This is a genomic window from Pseudorhodobacter turbinis, assembly GCF_005234135.1.
Taxonomy (GTDB): domain Bacteria; phylum Pseudomonadota; class Alphaproteobacteria; order Rhodobacterales; family Rhodobacteraceae; genus Pseudorhodobacter; species Pseudorhodobacter turbinis.
The window spans coordinates 452,593-471,212 of the sequence record NZ_CP039964.1; the positions used below are offsets into that span (position 1 = coordinate 452,593).

17 protein-coding genes and 1 pseudogene are annotated in these 18,620 nt (G+C 58.6%); 7 read left to right on the forward strand and 11 right to left on the reverse strand.

The features are described 5' to 3' along the window. Window positions 1-134 precede the first annotated feature (134 nt). Complete coding sequence (locus tag EOK75_RS02070) at window positions 135-257, forward strand: transposase (RefSeq protein WP_137192361.1); 123 nt, start codon at window positions 135-137, stop codon at window positions 255-257. 458 nt (window positions 258-715) lie between these two features. Here EOK75_RS02070 and EOK75_RS02075 read toward each other — a convergent pair. Together EOK75_RS02075 and EOK75_RS02085 are read right to left on the reverse strand one after the other, a co-directional pair. Continuing rightward, window positions 716-1,996 (reverse strand): annotated as a pseudogene (locus EOK75_RS02075) (IS91 family transposase). A gap of 418 nt (window positions 1,997-2,414) precedes the next feature. Continuing rightward, window positions 2,415-3,443 carry an IS110 family RNA-guided transposase gene (locus tag EOK75_RS02085; protein WP_137192362.1) on the reverse strand — a complete coding sequence of 343 codons (1,029 nt, stop codon included), beginning with the start codon at window positions 3,441-3,443 and terminating at the stop codon, window positions 2,415-2,417. A gap of 453 nt (window positions 3,444-3,896) precedes the next feature. On the opposite strand from EOK75_RS02085, the gene EOK75_RS02090 reads away from it, so the two are divergent. Together EOK75_RS02090 and EOK75_RS20670 are read left to right on the forward strand one after the other, a co-directional pair. Then, window positions 3,897-4,916: an IS1595 family transposase gene (locus EOK75_RS02090; protein WP_137192363.1), complete on the forward strand. Its 1,020-nt coding sequence runs from the start codon at window positions 3,897-3,899 to the stop codon at window positions 4,914-4,916. A gap of 166 nt (window positions 4,917-5,082) precedes the next feature. Beyond that, window positions 5,083-5,247 (forward strand): response regulator, encoded by a 165-nt coding sequence (locus EOK75_RS20670; RefSeq protein ID WP_168199116.1) that lies wholly within the window; start codon window positions 5,083-5,085, stop codon window positions 5,245-5,247. 144 nt (window positions 5,248-5,391) lie between these two features. On the opposite strand, the gene EOK75_RS21190 is transcribed toward EOK75_RS20670, so the two are convergent. Next, entirely contained in the window at window positions 5,392-5,691 is a 300-nt protein-coding gene (locus EOK75_RS21190) for a hypothetical protein (protein WP_240794070.1), read from the reverse strand. Between EOK75_RS21190 and EOK75_RS02095 the strand changes: the two genes are divergently transcribed. Further along, on the forward strand, window positions 5,576-6,544 hold the full coding sequence (locus EOK75_RS02095; protein ID WP_276612529.1) for an extracellular catalytic domain type 1 short-chain-length polyhydroxyalkanoate depolymerase: 969 nt from the start codon (window positions 5,576-5,578) through the stop codon (window positions 6,542-6,544). The genes EOK75_RS21190 and EOK75_RS02095 overlap by 116 nt on opposite strands. A gap of 23 nt (window positions 6,545-6,567) precedes the next feature. Here the strand turns inward: EOK75_RS02095 and EOK75_RS02100 are convergent, their stop codons facing one another. Continuing rightward, window positions 6,568-7,494, reverse strand: coding sequence for a nitrilase-related carbon-nitrogen hydrolase (locus EOK75_RS02100; protein WP_137192365.1), 927 nt, complete (start codon window positions 7,492-7,494; stop codon window positions 6,568-6,570). Window positions 7,495-7,927: 433 nt separating this feature from the next. On the opposite strand from EOK75_RS02100, the gene EOK75_RS21540 reads away from it, so the two are divergent. Continuing rightward, window positions 7,928-8,077: a DUF892 family protein gene (locus EOK75_RS21540; RefSeq protein ID WP_137194246.1), complete on the forward strand. Its 150-nt coding sequence runs from the start codon at window positions 7,928-7,930 to the stop codon at window positions 8,075-8,077. Window positions 8,078-8,116: 39 nt separating this feature from the next. Here the strand turns inward: EOK75_RS21540 and EOK75_RS02110 are convergent, their stop codons facing one another. The 3 genes from EOK75_RS02110 to EOK75_RS21020 form a co-directional block, all read right to left on the reverse strand. Beyond that, on the reverse strand, window positions 8,117-9,007 hold the full coding sequence (locus EOK75_RS02110; RefSeq protein ID WP_240793994.1) for a DNA topoisomerase IB: 891 nt from the start codon (window positions 9,005-9,007) through the stop codon (window positions 8,117-8,119). 210 nt (window positions 9,008-9,217) lie between these two features. Beyond that, window positions 9,218-9,823, reverse strand: a complete 606-nt coding sequence (locus tag EOK75_RS02115) for a hypothetical protein (protein ID WP_137192366.1) — start codon at window positions 9,821-9,823, stop codon at window positions 9,218-9,220. A 58-nt stretch (window positions 9,824-9,881) separates the two neighbouring features. Further along, window positions 9,882-10,391, reverse strand: coding sequence for a hypothetical protein (locus tag EOK75_RS21020; RefSeq protein ID WP_205965469.1), 510 nt, complete (start codon window positions 10,389-10,391; stop codon window positions 9,882-9,884). Window positions 10,392-10,693: 302 nt separating this feature from the next. On the opposite strand from EOK75_RS21020, the gene EOK75_RS21630 reads away from it, so the two are divergent. Both EOK75_RS21630 and EOK75_RS21635 read left to right on the forward strand, forming a co-directional pair. After that, a complete protein-coding gene (locus tag EOK75_RS21630) occupies window positions 10,694-11,752 on the forward strand; it encodes an SLC13 family permease (RefSeq protein ID WP_338053343.1) in 1,059 nt (352 codons plus the stop codon). After that, complete coding sequence (locus EOK75_RS21635) at window positions 11,694-12,482, forward strand: SLC13 family permease (protein WP_338053344.1); 789 nt, start codon at window positions 11,694-11,696, stop codon at window positions 12,480-12,482. Before EOK75_RS21630 ends, EOK75_RS21635 begins: the two co-directional genes overlap by 59 nt. Before the next feature lie 37 nt (window positions 12,483-12,519). Here EOK75_RS21635 and pdeM read toward each other — a convergent pair whose 3' ends face one another. Genes pdeM through EOK75_RS02145 form a run of 4 tightly spaced genes read right to left on the reverse strand, consistent with a single transcriptional unit; the run spans window position 12,520 to window position 18,084 of the window. Then, a complete protein-coding gene (pdeM, locus tag EOK75_RS02130; protein ID WP_137192367.1) occupies window positions 12,520-13,146 on the reverse strand; it encodes a ligase-associated DNA damage response endonuclease PdeM in 627 nt (208 codons plus the stop codon). Then, window positions 13,143-15,518: a ligase-associated DNA damage response DEXH box helicase gene (locus EOK75_RS02135; RefSeq protein WP_168199228.1), complete on the reverse strand. Its 2,376-nt coding sequence runs from the start codon at window positions 15,516-15,518 to the stop codon at window positions 13,143-13,145. Before EOK75_RS02135 ends, pdeM begins: the two co-directional genes overlap by 4 nt. Beyond that, the gene (locus tag EOK75_RS02140) at window positions 15,515-17,074 is read right to left on the reverse strand and encodes a cisplatin damage response ATP-dependent DNA ligase (RefSeq protein WP_137192369.1); all 1,560 of its coding nucleotides are present in this window, start codon (window positions 17,072-17,074) and stop codon (window positions 15,515-15,517) included. Before EOK75_RS02140 ends, EOK75_RS02135 begins: the two co-directional genes overlap by 4 nt. Further along, window positions 17,074-18,084 (reverse strand): ligase-associated DNA damage response exonuclease, encoded by a 1,011-nt coding sequence (locus tag EOK75_RS02145; protein ID WP_240793995.1) that lies wholly within the window; start codon window positions 18,082-18,084, stop codon window positions 17,074-17,076. Before EOK75_RS02145 ends, EOK75_RS02140 begins: the two co-directional genes overlap by 1 nt. Window positions 18,085-18,620 lie beyond the last annotated feature (536 nt).

Consider the following 18,620-nt stretch of genomic DNA (forward strand, 5'->3'; position numbering starts at 1 on the left):
ATCGGTTTCCATTTGATCAGTTTGAAGCAAGGGCCCTTGGTCGAAAAGAGGTGCCCTCCGCGATTACGCTAAGTGGTCCGGCAAATTCAGACAGCGTGCTAAGATGTATCCCGCATTGACGATAGGATACAGAAATGACGACAAGACGCAGGTTTTCGGACAAGTTCAAGGCCACCGTTGCGCTTGAGGCGCTTCGCGGAGACAAGACGGCGCAAGAGATTGCGGCCAAGCACAATGCCTACGAGTGTCGGCGATAGAGAAAGATCAGGGTCGTCAGATCAGCACTAAGCTGCCATTCATTCAATTTATGCCAGCAGTAACTTGGTCCGCTATGCGGGCTGCAACCGCAGCATCACATAAGTAGGGCCAGTGCCCGCTCAGGTGAAGGTTTTCTGATGCGGGTCGCGGCGGAACGTTGGGGACAGGCGCGACCACGACCCGCGTTGGAAAACCTCCCAAGGAGGAAGCCGCGGGGGTCTTGGATAGACCTATGGGGAAAGTATGCCGACGGTCGGGGCGACGGCTTTGTCAGGGGTTCGGCTGAAGGTGCGCATGACGGCTGAGACTGTCACTAAATTAGTCGAATATGCTGGTATTGCTGTGCATATTGCCGTGCCTGCGGTCAGTTTTCGCGCTGAGGAGCGATAAGCGCATACGGGCTGAGCCGGGTCTGCGGGGTGCAGCCGGTGTTGTCTGGCATTTGATAGACGGTGTGTCATGCCGCCCACTCCCGTGGTGGCGCGCGCGACATTGGTTTTTGCCCGCGACGGAAGACCTCGATGATGCGCATGGGTCCGCCGCAGCAGGGGCACGGTTCGCGCAGGGTGAGTGGTATGATCTCTGCGTCGGGCCCTGACGCAGTGGCCCGTTCTGGGCGCTGAACGCAGAGCAAGGCACGGACTTTTGTGATGTTGGCCTTGCGGGTCGAACTGGCCAGCAGACCGTAATGCCGGATGCGGTGGAAGCCGTCCGTTGCCCGGCAGGGCATTGCGTGGCAATGACCCGAGAGGGGGCAGGACATGGATCAGGAAGCGGCGGATGAACTCGGGCGTGGTCAGCCGCATGACCTTTTGGCGATCGCCGGATTTGACGCGATAGTCCTTCCAGCGGAAAGCCACGGTATCGGCCTCCGCGCTGACCCGTCGGGCGTTCGAGATCGCTACCCTGTGCGTATAGCGGCTCAGGTAGGCCAGAACCGCCTCCGGCCCGCCGAAGGGCGGTTTGGCATAGATCACCCATTCGGATTTGCGAAATGGGGCGAGCCAGGTGGTGAAAGCCTTTGCCGCCGACAATCCGGCCAGATCACCGAAGAAGACCAGTTGCCCGGCCCGGTGCAAATCCATCAGCCCGTCCAGAAACAGGCGTCGGAACAGCCGCGACAGAACCCGCACATGCAAAAAGAACCCGGGGCGGCAGGCGACCCACTTTGTGCCATCGGGCGACAGGCCGCCACCGGGGACGATCATATGGATGTGCGGATGATGGGTCAGTGCCGAGCCCCAAGTGTGCAACACGCTGGTCATGCCCACCCGCGCGCCCATACGTTTGGGATCGGCGGCGATGGTCATCACCGTTTCTGCCGAGGCTTTGAACAGCAGGCCATAGACCGCTTTCTTGTTCCAATAAGCGATCTGCGCGATCTCAGCCGGTAACGTGAAGACTACGTGGAAGTATTCCACCGGCAACAGGTCCTCGGCGCGGGCCTCCATCCAGTCGCGCGCCGCTGGCCCCTGGCATTTGGGGCAGTGCCCCCTCTCGGCAGATTGCTTCGCAATCGCCTGCCGGGCAATGGTATCTTGCAGGAATTGTAGGCGATGTGATGGTGCCCGCACTTGGTGCAACCGGCTATATGCCCGCCGAGTTCCTCGGTTCGGCAGGCTTCAATCGCTGACATCACCTTGAGCTGGGAGAGGCTGACGTGCCCCGCATTGGCCTGCCGCCACGCAGGACCGTATCGTCGAAAGATGTCAGCGATCTCCAGCTTGGGCCGGGACACCCCGGCGTCCGGTCACTCCAGACTTCGCTTCACCGTCTGGTCCTGCAACTTGGCCAGCATCTCGTAGGGGCTGACCGTGTCGCGGATCGTCTTTGTGGCCACATGGGTAGGGGCAGGTTTGTGGCCACATGGGTAGGGGCAGGCAGACCGGACGTGTGTGGACGCCCCCATGAATGCAAGCACTTTTTTGGCACGATCGGGCATGTGATCAGGTGCGGTCGTGTGTCCGGCCTCGAAGTTGCGGCCTTTCAAGCGCCGCGGGCCTGTATGGAGATATGCAGATCGGATCCAGTTCGCTTACCCGCGCTCGATGGCGCGTCGTCCGGAATAATGGTTCTCCCGATCCGGTCTCTTGATCGTTTGCCCTTACGTTCCTCCGTCCTGCTCACATCCGCGGCAACACACCGGCGATTTTGACCTATGCGGTCGCCATCGCCGGATCTCTGTAATCTTCACCTTTGCGCATCAGCGCCCAAACAGTTCGGGCCATGCGGTTGGCCAGCGCCACCGCGACCAGCATCTTCGGCTTGCGCTCCAGCATCCGTGCGAGCCACGACCCCTCGGCCGCACCTTTCCGGGCAGCCCACCGAACCACCGCAACGGCCCCGATGATCAGTAGTCTTCGGATATCGCGCTGGCCCATCTTCGACGTCCGCCCGAGCCGCTCTTTGCCGCCGCTTGAATGCTGCCTCGGCGTGAGGCCGACCCATGCCGCAAAATCGCGCCCCTTCGAGAAGGTCTCCATAGGGGGCGCAAATGTGGTGATCGCCGCCGCGGTGATTGGGCCCACTCCCGGGATCGTGGCCAGCCGGCGCGCGGTGTCGTCGACGCTCGCACGTCGGCGCAGTTCAGCATCCAAATCCGCGACCTTCTCGCCCAAACCTGCGATCTGGTCCAAGAGCAGTCGCGCCAGATCCCGCACCGCCGCAGGCAGCGCGCCGTCGTCGCCGTCGATGACCGCGGCGAGACGTCCGACATGGGCGGGACCGGTCGGCGCGACGATGCCTTGTTCAGCCAGATGAGCCCGCAGCGCGTTGATCGTCTGGGTGCGTTGTCGAACCAGTAGGTCGCGGGTGCGATAAACCATAGCCGCCCCCTGCTGTTCTTCGCTTTTCACTGCAACGAACCGCATAGTTGGCCGAGACGCGGCCTCGGCAATCGCCTCCGCATCGGCCATGTCGTTCTTCTGGCGCTTCACAAACGGCTTCACGTAGGCCGGTGGGATCAGCCGGACTTCATGGCCAAGATCGCCGATTACCCGGCCCCAGTGATGGGCGCTCGCGCAGGCCTCCATCGCGACCACACAAGACGGCTGCTGCGTTAGAAACTTCAACAGCTGCATGCGTGATAGCTTTCGACGGAAAATAACCGAGCCATCAGCTCCGGCACCGTGCGCCTGAAATACGTTTTTGGCCAAGTCCAGGCCGATGATGCTAACCTCGTTCATGGACGCTCTCCTTCGTAGCGGTGTTTCAACACCCACTACCTTGGCACATTAAATGCCGCCGGGGGGCGTCCACCCCATCGCTTACGACGAGGCCGCCATAATTTATCTCCAAGGAGATTACTCGATAGGGCTGGGGTCACATTGTGAACAATGCAGTTTCGGACGGCATAAAATTACCGAAACACTGACAATCAGAGATTGGAACGTCTCCTAAACCATGCAGCCACAACGCTGTCCGTAGATGCTCGTTTCCTGACTGGCCTGCAAAAATTTTGTCTGTATAAGAAGGCTAGCTGGAACTTTTCCATGCGATGGATTGTTAAAACCCTGTCAGCAACTTTGAGGATTTAATGATCATAATAAAAGGCTGTGTCTTGATATCGTGTTGGTCGGCCTTCGTTTTGCCAGAAATGGCCAATATCCCACTCTGGTCGCAATAAACCGGAGGCCTCCGTGTCATTGAAGCAAACCAGAAACATCAGTCAGCACGCATTCCGTGAGTTCCTCAATCGGATCATCCACCTTACCCCACGACAGATCGAGGATCTCCTTTCACGGACGCACGATGTCCGTCAGAGACGGGCGGCACTGGCTGAAATAGAGACACGAACAGAACAAGAACGCAAGTGTCCGTATTGCAGCGAAGATGGTCGCCAGAAATGGGGGCAGACACGAACCGGTGTGCAGCGATATCGTTGCGACTGCTGTTTGCGAACTTACTCTGGGCTGACCGGAACCCAGATCTGCGGACTGCACCGGCACGATCTTTTCTTGGAGGTTATTCGGAATATGCTATCGGACACGCCCCTCTCGTGTCGCAAGCTCGCCGCGCGTCTTGGGCTTACGAAAGATACGATATGGCGGTGGCGGATGATCATTCTGGAGTCACTTGCAGAGGCTTGTGACAAGGATTTCTCTGGCGTTGTGGAGGTCGATGAGACCTATCAGCGAGAAAGCCGGAAGGGCTCTCGTGAATGGGCAAATCACGCGGCTAACTCTAACCAGCATCCCGCGCCGCCTCGGCCGCAGTGGTATGTTTATCGCAGCGGACGGATCAAGATGGCACGTGGCCTCTCGCAGTGGCAGATTCCTTTGCTGACGGTGATGGATCGGGGCGGCAGGCGTCTCTTCGCACCGATCGCAAACCGTCGAAACCGGACAATCGAAATCGCTCTGGCGCCGATTGTTCCAGATGATGCGGTGTTATGTAGCGATGGTATGAGGGCATATCGCGCTTTCTGCAAAAAGCACAGCCTCACACACTACGAGGTCTCGAACAAACCTGGGAAACGTGTCGTCGCCGGTGCGTTTCACATCCAGAACGTCAATGCGTTGCACGCGCGATATGATGCTTTTATCCGGCCGTTCTGCGGACCAGCGACGAAATATCTCCATCGCTATCTGCGCTGGTTCCTTCTTCGCGCCAAGATCAAGCCCGAAGCCGCATTTCGGAGCATCCTCGCAGCAGCCTGAATAGGAAGCGCGAACATTCCCAACACGATATAGCGACACAACCTAATAAAACTAAAGTTCTAGGTGGCGCGGATGTGACGCCCCAAGAGTAACCACCAGAGTCGCTTGGCGCAAATCGCAATAACATCGATCAAACTTAATTCAGCCCAAGGGGGTAGTTAACGTCATGAAAGTAAAAACACTGCCAACCGTTCTTGTGGTCGAAGATGAAACGTTAATCCGCATGGACGCCGTTTTTATGATCGAAGATGCGGGGTTCCGCACTGTCGTCACGTCAGGCCTCGACGATATCGTTTTTCTCTCAGGTGTATTGTGCCTGCCGAAGCCCTAGGCCACCAGCCACCTCATAAAGATCCTTCATAAGATTTCTCGTCAGAGGGAGTGATGATTTTGGATATTCACTTTGGGCAAAGTAAAATTCCCTGCTCACAGCTGGGGAGCTTCGCCAGGCCATATGTTATCCATGGTCCATTGGTCAACACGGCTTCAGTGAGCGAATTCCGATGATGGATACGTTTAAAAAAATGCGTACCCGCGCCAATGCGAAGGTCCGTCGTGCAACAGCCTCCGCGGTCAGCCGTGCATGGAAGGCATTGCTGGAACCGGTAAAACCGCCCAAACAACAACCAGCAACGACAACTAAGCCCCCCGCCAAGCGGGTGAGGACTTCCACGCGCTCTGCCAAAACCATCGGAAAAACCACTGCGACTAAGGCGAATAGCCAAACACCCGCCAAAACGGCACCTGCGCGCGGCGCCTCTTTCAAAACGGGCACGCACAAATCTGTCCATGGATATCTCCAATACAAACTCTATGTGCCCTCCGTCGCGCAGCGGGATGTGATTGAGCTGCCTTTAGTGGTCATGTTGCATGGGTGTGGGCAAACCGCCGACGATTTTGCGCGTGGGACCGGCATGAATGCGCTCGCAGAACAGCTTGGGTTTCTAGTGCTTTACCCCGATCAATCACGCAGGGCGAACATTGGCGGATGTTGGAATTGGTTCAAGCCCGAACATCAGTGTCGTGATACCGGTGAGCCGGCTTTGATTGCGAGCCTGACACTACAGATTGTTGCTGAGCAAAATGCTGACGAGGCAAAGGTGTATGTTGCCGGGCTATCCGCTGGCGCGTCTATGGCCTTGATCCTTGGCACAGCCTATCCCGATGTTTTCGCGGCCGTGGGCGTGCATTCCGGCTTGGCGGTGGGTGCCGCCCATGACGCGGTGTCTGTGATGGCAGCTATGCAAGCGGGCAATCCAGGCCAGTGCCATCATGATCAATTGCCGACAATTATTTTTCACGGCGCCGCCGATAAGGTCGTAAACGCGCGTAATGGCCGCTTTGTCGCAATGCGCGCGTTAGAGCCGTATGACAATCTGGTCAAAAGCGAGACCAAGGGGCGAGTTAGAGCCGGTCAAGACTATACCCGCACTAGGCACCGCGTCGGTGAGGGTCGGCCTTATATCGAACATTGGCTAGTCCATGACGCCGGTCACGCTTGGTCGGGTGGAAATCCTACAGGGACCTATACCGATCAGACCGGGCCAAATGCATCTCAAGAGATGATCCGTTTTTTTCTCCGCCATCGCACCACAAAGAAGCGGCGCTCCATGCCATCATCCAAATAGGGATTTGGCAGCAATTATCCAATCTATTGTGGGTGCAAAGGGTCATTAACGACCAAATGACTTGCATCCCAGAGTGCCGGGCACACCTCTGCTTCTGCATGCCCATTACGTAGACGACGACAGGCTCCAACTGGAATGTCCAAAGCCATTAAAACGTGGTCAGTCATCATTGCGGCGGATTGAGGTGCAAGCGCTGCGTATATCCCGTCGTGTGACACACCGATATCGCAAGGAGTGAACACACTGGCACCGCCGACGCCTGTGTCCGTCAACGGCTGGCCGAACGGCACGCCGACCGCACCCAACACGCAGACGACAGTTTGCAGCTCTATGGCGCGCGCCCGCGCGCAGCTAAACACCCTGTTATAGCCGGTGATCATGTCCGTCTTGGCAGGAATAATGATTAAATCAAGATTAAGCGTGCCCAGTTTTGACCAAAGGTCGGTAAATTCGCTATCCAAGCAAATGATCATCGCGGTGCGCAGACCGTTCCATTCAAAAACGTTTATCGTTTGGCCATGAACTGTGATGCCGCCTGCACCATGCATTTCCAGTGGGGTTAAGCTCAATTTATCCTGGTGATGCCGCATACCGTCTGGGGTCAGCAGCCATGCGCGATTGAAGTATGTTGGAAGGCCGTCAACAAAACCCGCGGCAAAGGGGATTGTTCCAGCAATGATAGACACTCCGTGCCGGGCTGAGATTGCAGCGATTGCATCCAAAGCAATTTCACCGCATTCAAATAGCCAGCCCAAGGTATTTTCAATGGGAAGATCGATTGGGGCAAAGCCTAGCCACTGCGCGCAGGCAAATTCTGGGAGCACCAGCATGTGCGCGCCTCGAAGGGCAGCCTGCGCGGCTTTTGCCTCCAGACCAGCGAGCCACGTCGCAAGATCAGGCACAACCGGTTCAAGATTTGCAGCCCAGAGGTCGATAGAAACATGTTCCATAAGTTTTCCCAGAGATAAGCAGGCTGATATTGCCGCGCGTATGTGGAACTCATCAAGTGAGTTAGAGGTTCCCTCCAAGTGGTCAAAGGTACGTGTAGGACTGTAGTCGGGCTATGCCCATAAAGCCTGCCAATTCAATCTGGATGTAAGTTGACCAACTCGCGACCGCCTGTCTTTCAGGGTAGGTCATGCTTGGACCCCTCACCGCGCGGACAGCGCTTTTGGAGATGACTTCAATGTTAGAGACGCCAAAAAATAGTACACAATCCCAGTCTTCCATCAAAACTCAGAAATCCAATGATACGACCAAACGTGCCATGGAAGAGCTATGCCCGAAAGTTGACGGGGCGGTATAAAGTCGATTCATTTTGAGTGCCACTTTGGCTATATATAGGCATGATTACATTACGTGATAGACGGACCGACGATTTGAATTGCCCGCTATGGCACCCTGCGCGAAGGGGCAAAGCTGCTGGGCCATGATGAGGGGCATGATCTGCTGACCCAGATTCTTGATATGGAAAAGGCCGCAAATGCCAAGCTGACCACGCTTGCGGTGGCGTCAGTCAACAAGACGAAGTAACGCGTTTTGCGGCGTGATCCGACCAAAGCGGGCGCTCTTTCAGCGGGGCGCCGGTCTTTTGCTGTCATTACATCTGCTTTGGATCAGCGCCGCAACAAGGCAACCAGGCGCTGTTCCAACACCGTTAAGTCGGGGATGGTTGCACGGAGTGCACAGGTCGGTCGGACTTGTTGAAAGGGCAAGCACATCTGGGTGGATATAGCTGTTGCGCGCAACGGTGGCGGTAATGTGCAACCGCTCTGCTGCGGCCTCTGCCATGGCTTTGATGGTCGGGGCGTCAGCATCCACCGCGACGCCAAACGCCGCAACTGTTCCGGCCCAAGTGCGGAATGTCTTGACGGTTAGCCCGTCCATCTTGCCAGCCTCTGCAAGATAGGCATTCAAACGGGCCGAACTGATACAGCGCGGCTGATCGTCGCTGTCGATCAAACCTAGCAACTCAGCGCCGGGCAGATCCTTGATCTGCGCCAAAACCTTCATCAAACGCCCCTCCGCCAGCTGACGGCGCACACTCTTGCCGCCTTTGCCCGTGAACGCCACATGCAGCACGCCGTTCCGCAACCGCAGATGCTTTTGCTTCAACGTGATCGCCCCATAGCTGCCGTTTTCGCGCGCATAGGTGGGATTTCCCACCCGCAACGACAGCCGGTCGATCATGGCCACGGCAGCCGCAAGCGCAAAGCGTTCTGCGCCCGGTTGCAGCGAAAGGTCGCGCCGTATTTTGCGACGGATACGCGGCAATGCTTCGGCAAAATCAACCAAGGAGGAGAATTTTGTCTCGGCATGCAGACTGGTCCAGACGGGATGATAGCGATATTGTTTGCGGCCGCGCGCATCAACGCCGGTTGCCTGCAAATGCCCGTTTTCATGCGGCGATATCCAGACATTTTCATAGGCAGGCGGCACCGCCAGGGACTTGAGCCGCTGCAACTGGTTCGCGTCCTTTATGCGGCTTTTATCAGGTGCAATATAGGAAAATCCGCGCCCCTGTTTTGTGCGTTTAATGCCGGGCCGCGAGTCTGGGTAATAACGCAGGGCAGGGTGCGATGGCACTTGGGCATGCTCCGAATATGGCTGTAGCGGAAATGTTTGGGGATAAAAAGAAGGGTCGCTTAAAACGGCCCTTCCAAAAGTCCTGCATCAAAGCATGGGCCGCTGGTTCATCCTCAGCATGCGGGCTTCGCGTTCTGCGTCGGTCTCATCATGCCGCCAGCCGTCATCTTCATAGCGGAGCCGAAGGTCTGCGACATCATGATCGGGAACGCGCGACAGCGCAGATTGCACCGCCATGCGGGCATCCTCCGGAAAGCGGATGCTCAGCGCAACTTGACCCCGACGAAACGCCTCGGAATAAACCGGCGCATCGTCGTCATCAATGCCAACATCCACCAGGGCGCCCACTGCACCACCGGCCGCCGCACCACCCGCCGCGCCTACCGCCGTTGCGGCAAGCCAACCGGCGGCGACCAGCGGGCCTATACCGGGGATCGCCATGATACCAAGACCGGCAAGCAGCCCCGCGCCGCCACCAACCGCAGCACCAACGCCCGCACCCGTTGCGGTGGCAGAAGTGTCGTCATCAACTGTGCGGTGAGTGTCGTAATAAGGGTCCGCAGCATAGCCATCGCGTAGCGTCTCGCCGCCGACGATGGAGGTTTGAACGCCCGACAGGCGTAGCGCGTCCACCTCGGATGCAGCGCGCGACGCGGTGGCATAGTCGTCATAAAGTTTGGTCAATACAGACATTTCAGTCTCCTTTTCGATGTCAACCAGATGATGATCGCGATCAATAAAAATGTGAGGATCAGGGCTTGGCCGCGCTTGTCACGACGTTGCCTTTGTAATCAACTGCAACGGATACGGCCGCGCCATTGGCCATCCCCGTGCCGCGCCAGATGCCCTGATCATCCTTGGTCAGTGCGGACACTTCGGTGACATTCCAGGCAACCGCGCGGTCTATGGCCTGTTCCTCGGTAAAGCTGTTGGCCCCTTCAAACGGCGCACCTTTCTCGGGCGTGTTTTCAGCCCATGCAGTTGCGCCGCAAAGTGCCGCATACTCCTCTTTGGAGATGCCCTGCTCCGGCACAGTCATCCCGTCCACACGCGACCGCGCATAGGCCCGCTGCGCTTCGGCCTCGGACAGATAGCCGTTGCCATCCGTGTCCAAGGTGGCGAAATCGGCATCGCAGTCGATAGCGACTGGCGGCATTGTTTCGGGCGCGGGCGTGACCAGAGCGGTCCCTTGGGCAAAAGTTGCGGGCGCGAAAGCAATCGCAAATGCTGTGCTGAACAAAGTCGTCTTGAAGCTGCGCATGGTGTTCCTCCTTTTCGGGTTTCAGACCTGCCAGACACTCGCCTGACATTCGAAACACAAACCACGCCGAAGTGAAAAAGTTCCGCATCATTCGGCACGCTTTCGCTTTGAGCGATACTCTGCCAGACTGGGTTGATTGCGCCAAAAGCAGCGTAGCTCCCTATTTTCTAAGGCCCTTACCGTGAGGTTTATTTTGGGCGAGCAGCAACCAATCCGCTAATCCAACGTTATGATTTGACGCAATCACGAGCCCATGACGGTGCGAAATCGCCAAGTACCCTGCGCGTATAAGGATAAAAAGATTGTTCCCCCTGCCTGATGCGTTTGTACCTTTCATCGCCCTTACTATTGTCGCAGGCTTGTTTATCCTGTTTATGCTGGAACGTTACCCACCTGAAGTGAACGCAGCGGTGGCGGCAGCCCTGTTTCTCGTATTTGGCTTGGTAGAGCCGGACGCAGCCTTATCGGCCTTTTCCAGCCCCGCCCCGCTGACGATTGCGGCAATGTTTGTCATATCCGGCGCGTTGGTGCGGACAGGGATGCTTGACGCTTTTGCGGGCTTGTTGCTCAAAGCCGCCGACACCTCACCAAAACTGGCCTTGGCCGGTTTCGTAGTAACGACCATGGCGGTGTCGGCGATTGCCAACAATACCCCGGTTGTCCTCGTTCTGATTCCGGTGGTCATCCGCCTGTCACAACGTCTGGGCATCGCAGAAACCCGGGTACTGATCCCACTGTCCTACATTGCAATTCTGGGCGGCACCTTGACCCTTGTTGGAACCTCCACAAACCTGCTGGTGTCCGGGGTTGCCATCCAAAAGGGGATGGCTCCGTTTTCCATCTTCGATGTCACGCCCGTCGGTCTTGTTGTCAGTGCTGTCGGAGTTGCAGCACTGGCGATCCTCGGGCCATTCCTGCCGCCCTCCCGGGGGCAGGATGGTGCTGCACTGTCCAGCCAAGATACCGTGTATCTGACCGAAATCCGCATCACGGAAGGTTTCGAGGGTATTGGCAAAAAGCTAGCGGAGGTTGCAGATTTGAACCGTGTTGGCGTGCAACTTGTGGCCGTCAAGGAGCAGGGGCAAATTATCCGGGATGACCTGTCGGATCGCGAGGTAGCCGAAGGGATGACCCTGATCGGCCGTGCGGATATGGCCCGAACTTTTGACGTTGAAAAACACGGCGGGCATTGCCCTCGGCATTTACCGCTCGGCGACCGGGCACAAGGACCCGGAGGATTTGATCATCGGGCAGGCGATGGTGAAACCCTCAAAGCGCCGGACGACCGCAAAAATTGGCGCGATGACATTGATGCAAGGCTACGGCATGCGGGTTTTGGCGGCGTATCGGCCAGGGCATAAGTTTGGCCCCGATTTGCAGGGCGCAAATCTTCGGCCTGCCGATGTTCTGCTGCTGGAAGGCACGAAAGCGGCATTTGAGCGGCTGGACCGATCTGTTGATCTGGTGCCGATGGGCGTGCCGATGGATCGGCCGTATCGGCGCAGCCATGCATCGCTTGCCAGCCTTGTTTTGCTTGCCGTCGTTGCACTGGCCGCATTCGGGATTGCCGACATTGCAATCTTGTCTATGATCGCGGTTGCGGTCTTGTTGGTCACGTGCTGCCTCGACAGCGATGAGGCGTGGGGCTTTCTGGACGGCGGTATCCTTGTGCTGATCTTTTCAATGCTGATCATCGGGATCGGTCTGCAAGAGACCGGTGCCGTGGCCCTTGTGGCCGATACAATCGCGCCAAGCCTGAATGGACTTCCCCCCATTTTCATGCTTGCCGCGATCTATGTGATGACCTCGGTGTTGACCGAAATTGTCAGCAATAATGCGGTGGCCATCGTGGTGACCCCGCTGGCAATCAGCCTCGCCGCCAGCATCGGCGTTGATCCCACACCCATGGCGGTTGCGGTGATGTTTGGTGCCAGCGCCAGTTTTGCAACGCCGATCGGGTATCAAACCAACACGCTTGTCTACGGCGCCGGAAACTATCGCTTTAGTGATTTTCTGAAAATTGGGGTCCCCATGAATATCATCGTTGGCATTGCCAGCGTCCTGATTATTCCGGTGATCTTTCCGTTCTGACGAAATTTGTCATGTCCGTCGCTGGTCTGGCTGCTTGTCACGCGGTTTGACCGTAAGGAATGGCAATCGGTCGCGGCCCTGTCAGAATGGCGATCCCCGGCCCGACAAGATCGGTCAGCACGGGGGCAGTGGCGAGCAATCCCCCCGTGAATGTGCCAAAGGCGGGCAGGATCAGGTGGCTCTTGCCGATCAGAAACGCAGGGCGCGTGATGTTATTCAGCCGTGCCTTCGGGTGGTAATGGCCCGAAATATCTGGCCCTGCCCCCGCGATATGACGCAGGGTAATGTTGCCTAGCATAGCCTCGGCCTGACCGTCGGGGTCGTGGTTTCCGGCAAGGATGGTGCAGGGGGTTGCGGTAAGGATGTTTTGCCAAAGCACCATATCCGAACGGTCAAGGCTTTCGCGCGCCCTGTCATCGTCGAACACATCGCCGAGCAAGAAAATCTGGCAGGCTTTGGTCGCCTGTGCCAGCTCTGTCAGACGCGTCAGTGTATCGCGCGTTTCAAACGGGGGCAGCAGCGCGCCGCCGCGCCGAGCCATGCGTTCGGATTTGCCTAGATGCAGGTCGGCAACGATAAGCGTGTGGTCATCGGGGCAAGATAACGCGCCGCTTGCCAATGCGATGAAGTTGCGTCCGGCAAAGGTGATGGGATAGCCGTTCATGCCAGCCCTGCCTCTGCCATCATGCGCGCGGCCTCTGCCTCCAACAGGCGTTCGGCGCCAAGGCCACGGATCGGGACTTTACCAGCCTCCAGCAGCAAGGGTGCTGCAAGCGGGGTGACATGCGGCGGGGTGGTGTGGACGATTTCGGGGCGGCTGGCGAGCATCGCCTCAATACGCTCAAAATCCACAAGCCCGTGGCGGGCGGCGTCACGGGTGATGCGCAACAGCAAGTGGTCGGGATCATATTTCAGCAAGGTGTCATAGAGGATGTCCGAGGAGAATGTCGCCTGTTTGCCCGACTTCCGCGTGCCGGGCAAGTTTCGATGCAACAGGCCCGCGATGGTGGCGATGGTCCGAAAGCCGCGCTTCATCAAGGCATTAGAGGCAAGCCACTGCTCCATCCCCTCGGTCAGGTTTTCAAGGCGCAGCAGCGGCGCGGGGTCCAGAACCGGATCGACCGACCAGATCAGCAGCGCATAATCGGTGGCCACAAAGCCCAAGGGGCCAAGCCCGTCCTCCTCCATCCGGCGGGTCAGCAGCAGGCCAAGGGTTTGATGCGCATTGCGCCCACAAAACCCGTAAAGGCAAAAATAGGCGCGCCCGGAGCGTTCAAAGGTCTCGCAGGTCAGGGTGCCGGGGGTGGGCAAGGCCGAGATGCTTTTTTGCAGCGCCAGCCAGTCGCGTGTGTGTTTTGGTAGCGCCTCCCAGCGTGAGGGATCACCGATCAACGCTAACACACGGGCCGAAAGCTCGGTCGAGGTTGCCATTTTCAAGCCACTGAACACGGCAATTTTGGGTTGGCGCGCGGGCTGCGGCGTTACCTCCAGCATCATGTCACGCAGCCGGTCATAGCGCACGGTTTGGCCGCCGATCAGGAACGTATCGCCGGGCGACAGGCTGGCGGCAAAGCTTTCCTCTACCTCGCCCAACCGCGCAAGGTTGCCGCGACGGCGCACCTGCATCAGTTCGGGGTTTACGATCGTGCCGATATTCATACGCAAAAGTCGCGCAGCGCGGGGGTCGCGCAACTGCCACAGATTTTCCTGTAAGATAAGGCGCTGCCAGCGGTCATACGCCCGCAGCGCATATCCGCCGGTGGCGCAAAAATCGAGACAAGCGTCGAAATCGGCGCGGCTGAGCGTGCGGTAAGGACCGGCGCGCTTTACCTCGTGATACAGCGATGCAGCGTCAAAGGGCGCGGCGCAAGCGCACAGCAAGATATGTTGGCACAGCACGTCGAGGGGGGCGGAAGGGTGCGGCGTGCCGTCCAAGTCACGCTCGGCCACCGCCTCCAGCGCTGCAACGCATTCGATCACCTCAAAGCGGTTGGCGGGAACAATGCGCGCCCGGCTGGGGGTGTCATAGCGGTGATTGGCGCGGCCAATTCGCTGGAACAACCGTTTGATATTCTTGGGTGCGCCGACCTGAATGACCAGATCAACATCGCCCCAGTCGATGCCCAGATCAAGACTGCCGGTGCAAACCATGGCGCGCAACTGGCCGGCGGCCATCGCGGCCTCGGCCTTCTGGCGAACCTCGCGCGACAGGCTGCCGTGGTGCAGACCGATGGGCAGGTTATCGGGGTTCACGGCCCAAAGGGCTTGAAAGAACAGCTCTGCCTGCGCGCGAGTGTTGATGAACACAAGCGTCAGGCGGGCGGCGCGGATGGCGTCCATCACATCACCGGCGGCGTATTGGCCGCCATTGCCCGCCCAAGGTGGCGGGGTGTGGGTGGGCAGCATCGAAATATCGGGCGCAGGGCCGGGATCGGCGAGGACCACCTGCGCACCGCCCATGAAATCGGCCAGTTTGGCCGGATTTTCCACCGTCGCCGAAAGTCCTGTCACGGTCAGGTCGGGCGCAAAGCTGCGCAGCCGCGCGAGGCCCAACATCAACTGGTCGCCGCGCTTGCTTTCGGCCAGCGCGTGAATCTCGTCGATCACGACACGGCGCAGGCTGCCAAAGATCAGCGGCGCTTGCGGGTATGACAGCATCAGCGCGAGGCTTTCGGGCGTCGTCAGAAGGATATGGGGCGGATCAACGCGCTGGCGGGCGCGCTGGCCGGGGCGGGTATCGCCGGTGCGATCCTCAATCCGGATATTCAGATCAAGTGCTGCTACGGGCCGCGCCAGATTGCGGGCGATGTCATGGGTCAGCGCCTTGAGCGGCGAGATGTAGAGCGTGTGCAGCCCTTTATGCGGGGCTTGCAATGCCGCCAGTGTTGGCAAAAACCCTGCCAGCGTTTTGCCGCCACCTGTGGGCGCAATCAGCAAGCTGTCGCGGTCTGTTTCCATCAACGCAATCTGGTGGGGATGTGGCACCCAGCCTTGCGCGGTAAACCACGCGGCGATTTTCGGGGGTAAGGGCATCAGGGCAGCATGTCGCGCAGGGTTTGCAAATGGTCTGCCTCAGCCGCCGGCTTGTCATCGCGGATGCGAGAGATGCGGGGAAAGCGCATGGCGACGCCGGATTTGTGACGGGGAGAACTGTTCAACCCTTCAAATGCCACCTCCACCACTTTGGTCGGTTTCAACGCGCGAACGGGGCCGAAGCTTTCAACGGTGTTGTTGCGCACAAAACGGTCCAGCGCCTTCAGCTCCTCATCCGTGAAGCCGAAATAGGCCTTGCCGACGGGCACAAGGCTGTCGCCATCCCAGACGCCAAAAGTGAAATCGGAATAAAAGCCCGAGCGTTTGCCATGGCCGCGCTGTGCGTAAAGCAGCACGGCATCGACGACCATCGGGTCGCGTTTCCACTTGAACCACGGCCCTTTCATGCGGCCTGCAAGATAAGGACTGTCGCGCCGTTTGATCATCACGCCTTCGATCACGGTTGCGGGCGGATCGGCGCGCAGGGCGGCCAGATCATCCCAAGTCGCAAAATGCAGAAGGGGGGAAAGGTCAATACGCGGCCGGGCAAGGTCGGCAATCGCGCGTTCCAATTCCTGACGGCGCTGATCGAACGGCAGGGCGCGCAAATCCTGACCCTGCCAGTGCAAAAGATCATAGGCGCGGATATGTGCGGGGTGGCTCTCCAGCATCTTTTTGCTGACCGTCTTGCGCCCCAACCGTTTTTGCAGATCGCCAAAGGGCGCGATGGCATCGCCGCGCCGGATCACTAGCTCTCCGTCAAAGGTGCCTTCGAAATCCAGCACGTCCAGAATATCGGGAAACGCGGCAGAGATATCCTCGCCGGTTCGCGAATACAGTCGCCGCGTGCCTTGGTCGCTGACCGCCTGCACGCGAATGCCGTCCCATTTCCATTCCGCGGCATAGCCGATGGGGTCAAGATCGCTCAGCGCGGCAAGATCCGTAGGGGTGGACAGCATGACCGGGCGAAACGGCGCATGGGCGGCGGCGGCAGGTTTTGGGCCACCTTCTGCCCATGCAAAAAGATTAGCGTAGGGCGGGGTTAGCCCGTGCCAGATATCTTCTACCTCGGTCAGGGGCAGGTCCCCAAATTCCGCCAGCGCCATACGCGCCAGCCGCCCCGAGACGCCAACCCGCAGCCCGCCTGTGGCAAGTTTAAGGTAGGCATAACGGTCGGAGGCAGTCATTTCATCCATCCGGCCCGCGATCAACGCAGGCAGAGCGGATTTCGGTGTCTGGCGCAATTCTGCCACCAGTTCCGGCAAGAGTGTGTCTGTCAGGGTCGTCGCAGGCGGCCAGATCAGCGAGATGGTTTCGGCCAGATCCCCGACAAAATCATAGCTTATGGCGAAAAGCTGTGGATCGACCCGGTCCGCCGCCAAGCCCCGCAGCAGTGACGGTGTCACGGCTTTCAGCCCCAAATCGTCGGTCAGGGCCGCCAGCGCCAATCCGCGCGCCGGATCGGAAGTTGTGGCAAAGAAGTGCTTGAGGTGGGCTATCTTGCCGTTGCGCTGCTGCGTAAAGGCAAGCCGTTCGAGAAGGGCGGCAAAGGCGCGCATCAGTCCGGTTCCTCCTCATACCCCAGCAGGCGCAGGGGGCGGGCGATACGGCCCTGCAATTCGCACCAGCGGATCAACGCGTCTTCGCGGCCATGGGTCACCCAAGTCTCGTCCGGGTTCAGCTCTGTGATCGTGCGGGTCAGGTCGGGCCAGTCAACATGGTCGGATATGACCAAGGGCAACTCCACGCCGCGTTGCCTAGCGCGGGCCCGCACCTGCATCCAGCCGCTGGCAAAGCAGATTACCGGATCGGGAAAACGCTGCGCCCAGGTTGCGGCAAAGGCGGAGGGCGGTGCAAGCACGATCTGCCCCGCGAAATCCGACTTTTTGCCGGTTTGCATGGTGGCGGGGCGCAAATCACCCAGAGCGATTCCCTGACTGATATGATAATCGCACAGCTTTTGCAGCGCGCCATGGATATAGATCGGCCCATCCCAACCCGCCTGTCGCAGCAACATGATCACCCGCTGCGCCTTGCCAAGCGCATAGGCACCGATCAAATGGGCACGGTCGGGAAAGGCCGCGACCGAAGCCAGCAGCCGCATTATTTCCTGCGCCGGATCAGGGTGACGAAACACCGGCAGCGCAAAGGTCGCCTCGGTCACAAGAATGTCGCATGGCACCGGCTCGAACGGCGCGCAGGCGGGGTTCGGGCTGCGGGAGTAATCGCCGGTTATGACGGTGGTGCCGGTGTCTTTGTGGCTGATCGCGATCTGGGCAGAGCCAAGCACATGCCCCGCGGGATGAAATGAGACCGTCACTTCGCCCAGACGACACGGCCCCTTTGCCACCTGCCGACTGGTGGTAAAATCGGGACCATAGCGGATCGCCATAATATCCAGGGTCTGTGCTGTCGCCATCACCGCCCCGTGCCCAGCCCGCGCATGATCGGCGTGACCGTGGGTGATCAACGCCTTTTCGACCGGCCGGAACGGGTCGATGTAAAACCCACCCAAAGGGCAAAACAGGCCCTCCTGTCGGGTTTGCAAAATGGAGGTTGCAGTATTCAAGGCTAGGCTGGTCCTTTTTTTATGGCGCGGGCGTCTTGCATTTGGTTTGAGGTAAAGCGCATTTTGCGAATAAAACTCGACGCCAGATTATCCAATTACCTAGCGTTGCGCAGTCACTTATCAACACTAGACCTTGCACGATTAACGTTAAAACCGCTGCCATGGTTCTTCGTCGACCATTTCGACTTCTGCGTCCGATGTAATGTCAGGGCGGTTGCGTTTTTCGTCCCGAGCCGGGTCTTGTCGCTAAATTCTGGCCGAGATCACTTCGGCAAGCGGCAAGTCGACCCCAAGGCCCATCACAACCGCTATGGCAAAGTGATCCGCGAGGGGAAACAATAAGCGCTCACATCCCGCGCAGGGCTCTGCACATCCGCCACCGATTGTCTTCTCTTATGCTATCTGAGGGCATCAATACTTCGATGGCGATGGTAGGGGGCGGTGCGGTTTGGCGACAGCTCGGAAGGGAACTCTGCCGGTTGTGGGATGGGCTGGACGTCCGGTACCTCGGACGGATGATCCGGCTCGATTTCAGG

What these genes read in the sequence shown, in the direction of transcription:
- EOK75_RS02070 (WP_137192361.1), top strand. Translation starts at nt 135, where the DNA reads ATGACGACAAGACGCAGGTTTTCGGACAAGTTCAAGGCCACCGTTGCG.
- EOK75_RS02085 (WP_137192362.1), bottom strand. Translation starts at nt 3,443, where the DNA reads ATGAACGAGGTTAGCATCATCGGCCTGGACTTGGCCAAAAACGTATTT.
- EOK75_RS20670 (WP_168199116.1), top strand. Translation starts at nt 5,083, where the DNA reads ATGAAAGTAAAAACACTGCCAACCGTTCTTGTGGTCGAAGATGAAACG.
- EOK75_RS02100 (WP_137192365.1), bottom strand. Translation starts at nt 7,494, where the DNA reads ATGGAACATGTTTCTATCGACCTCTGGGCTGCAAATCTTGAACCGGTT.
- EOK75_RS02115 (WP_137192366.1), bottom strand. Translation starts at nt 9,823, where the DNA reads ATGTCTGTATTGACCAAACTTTATGACGACTATGCCACCGCGTCGCGC.
- EOK75_RS21020 (WP_205965469.1), bottom strand. Translation starts at nt 10,391, where the DNA reads ATGCGCAGCTTCAAGACGACTTTGTTCAGCACAGCATTTGCGATTGCT.
- EOK75_RS21635 (WP_338053344.1), top strand. Translation starts at nt 11,694, where the DNA reads ATGACATTGATGCAAGGCTACGGCATGCGGGTTTTGGCGGCGTATCGG.
- pdeM (WP_137192367.1), bottom strand. Translation starts at nt 13,146, where the DNA reads ATGAACGGCTATCCCATCACCTTTGCCGGACGCAACTTCATCGCATTG.
- EOK75_RS02140 (WP_137192369.1), bottom strand. Translation starts at nt 17,074, where the DNA reads ATGCGCGCCTTTGCCGCCCTTCTCGAACGGCTTGCCTTTACGCAGCAG.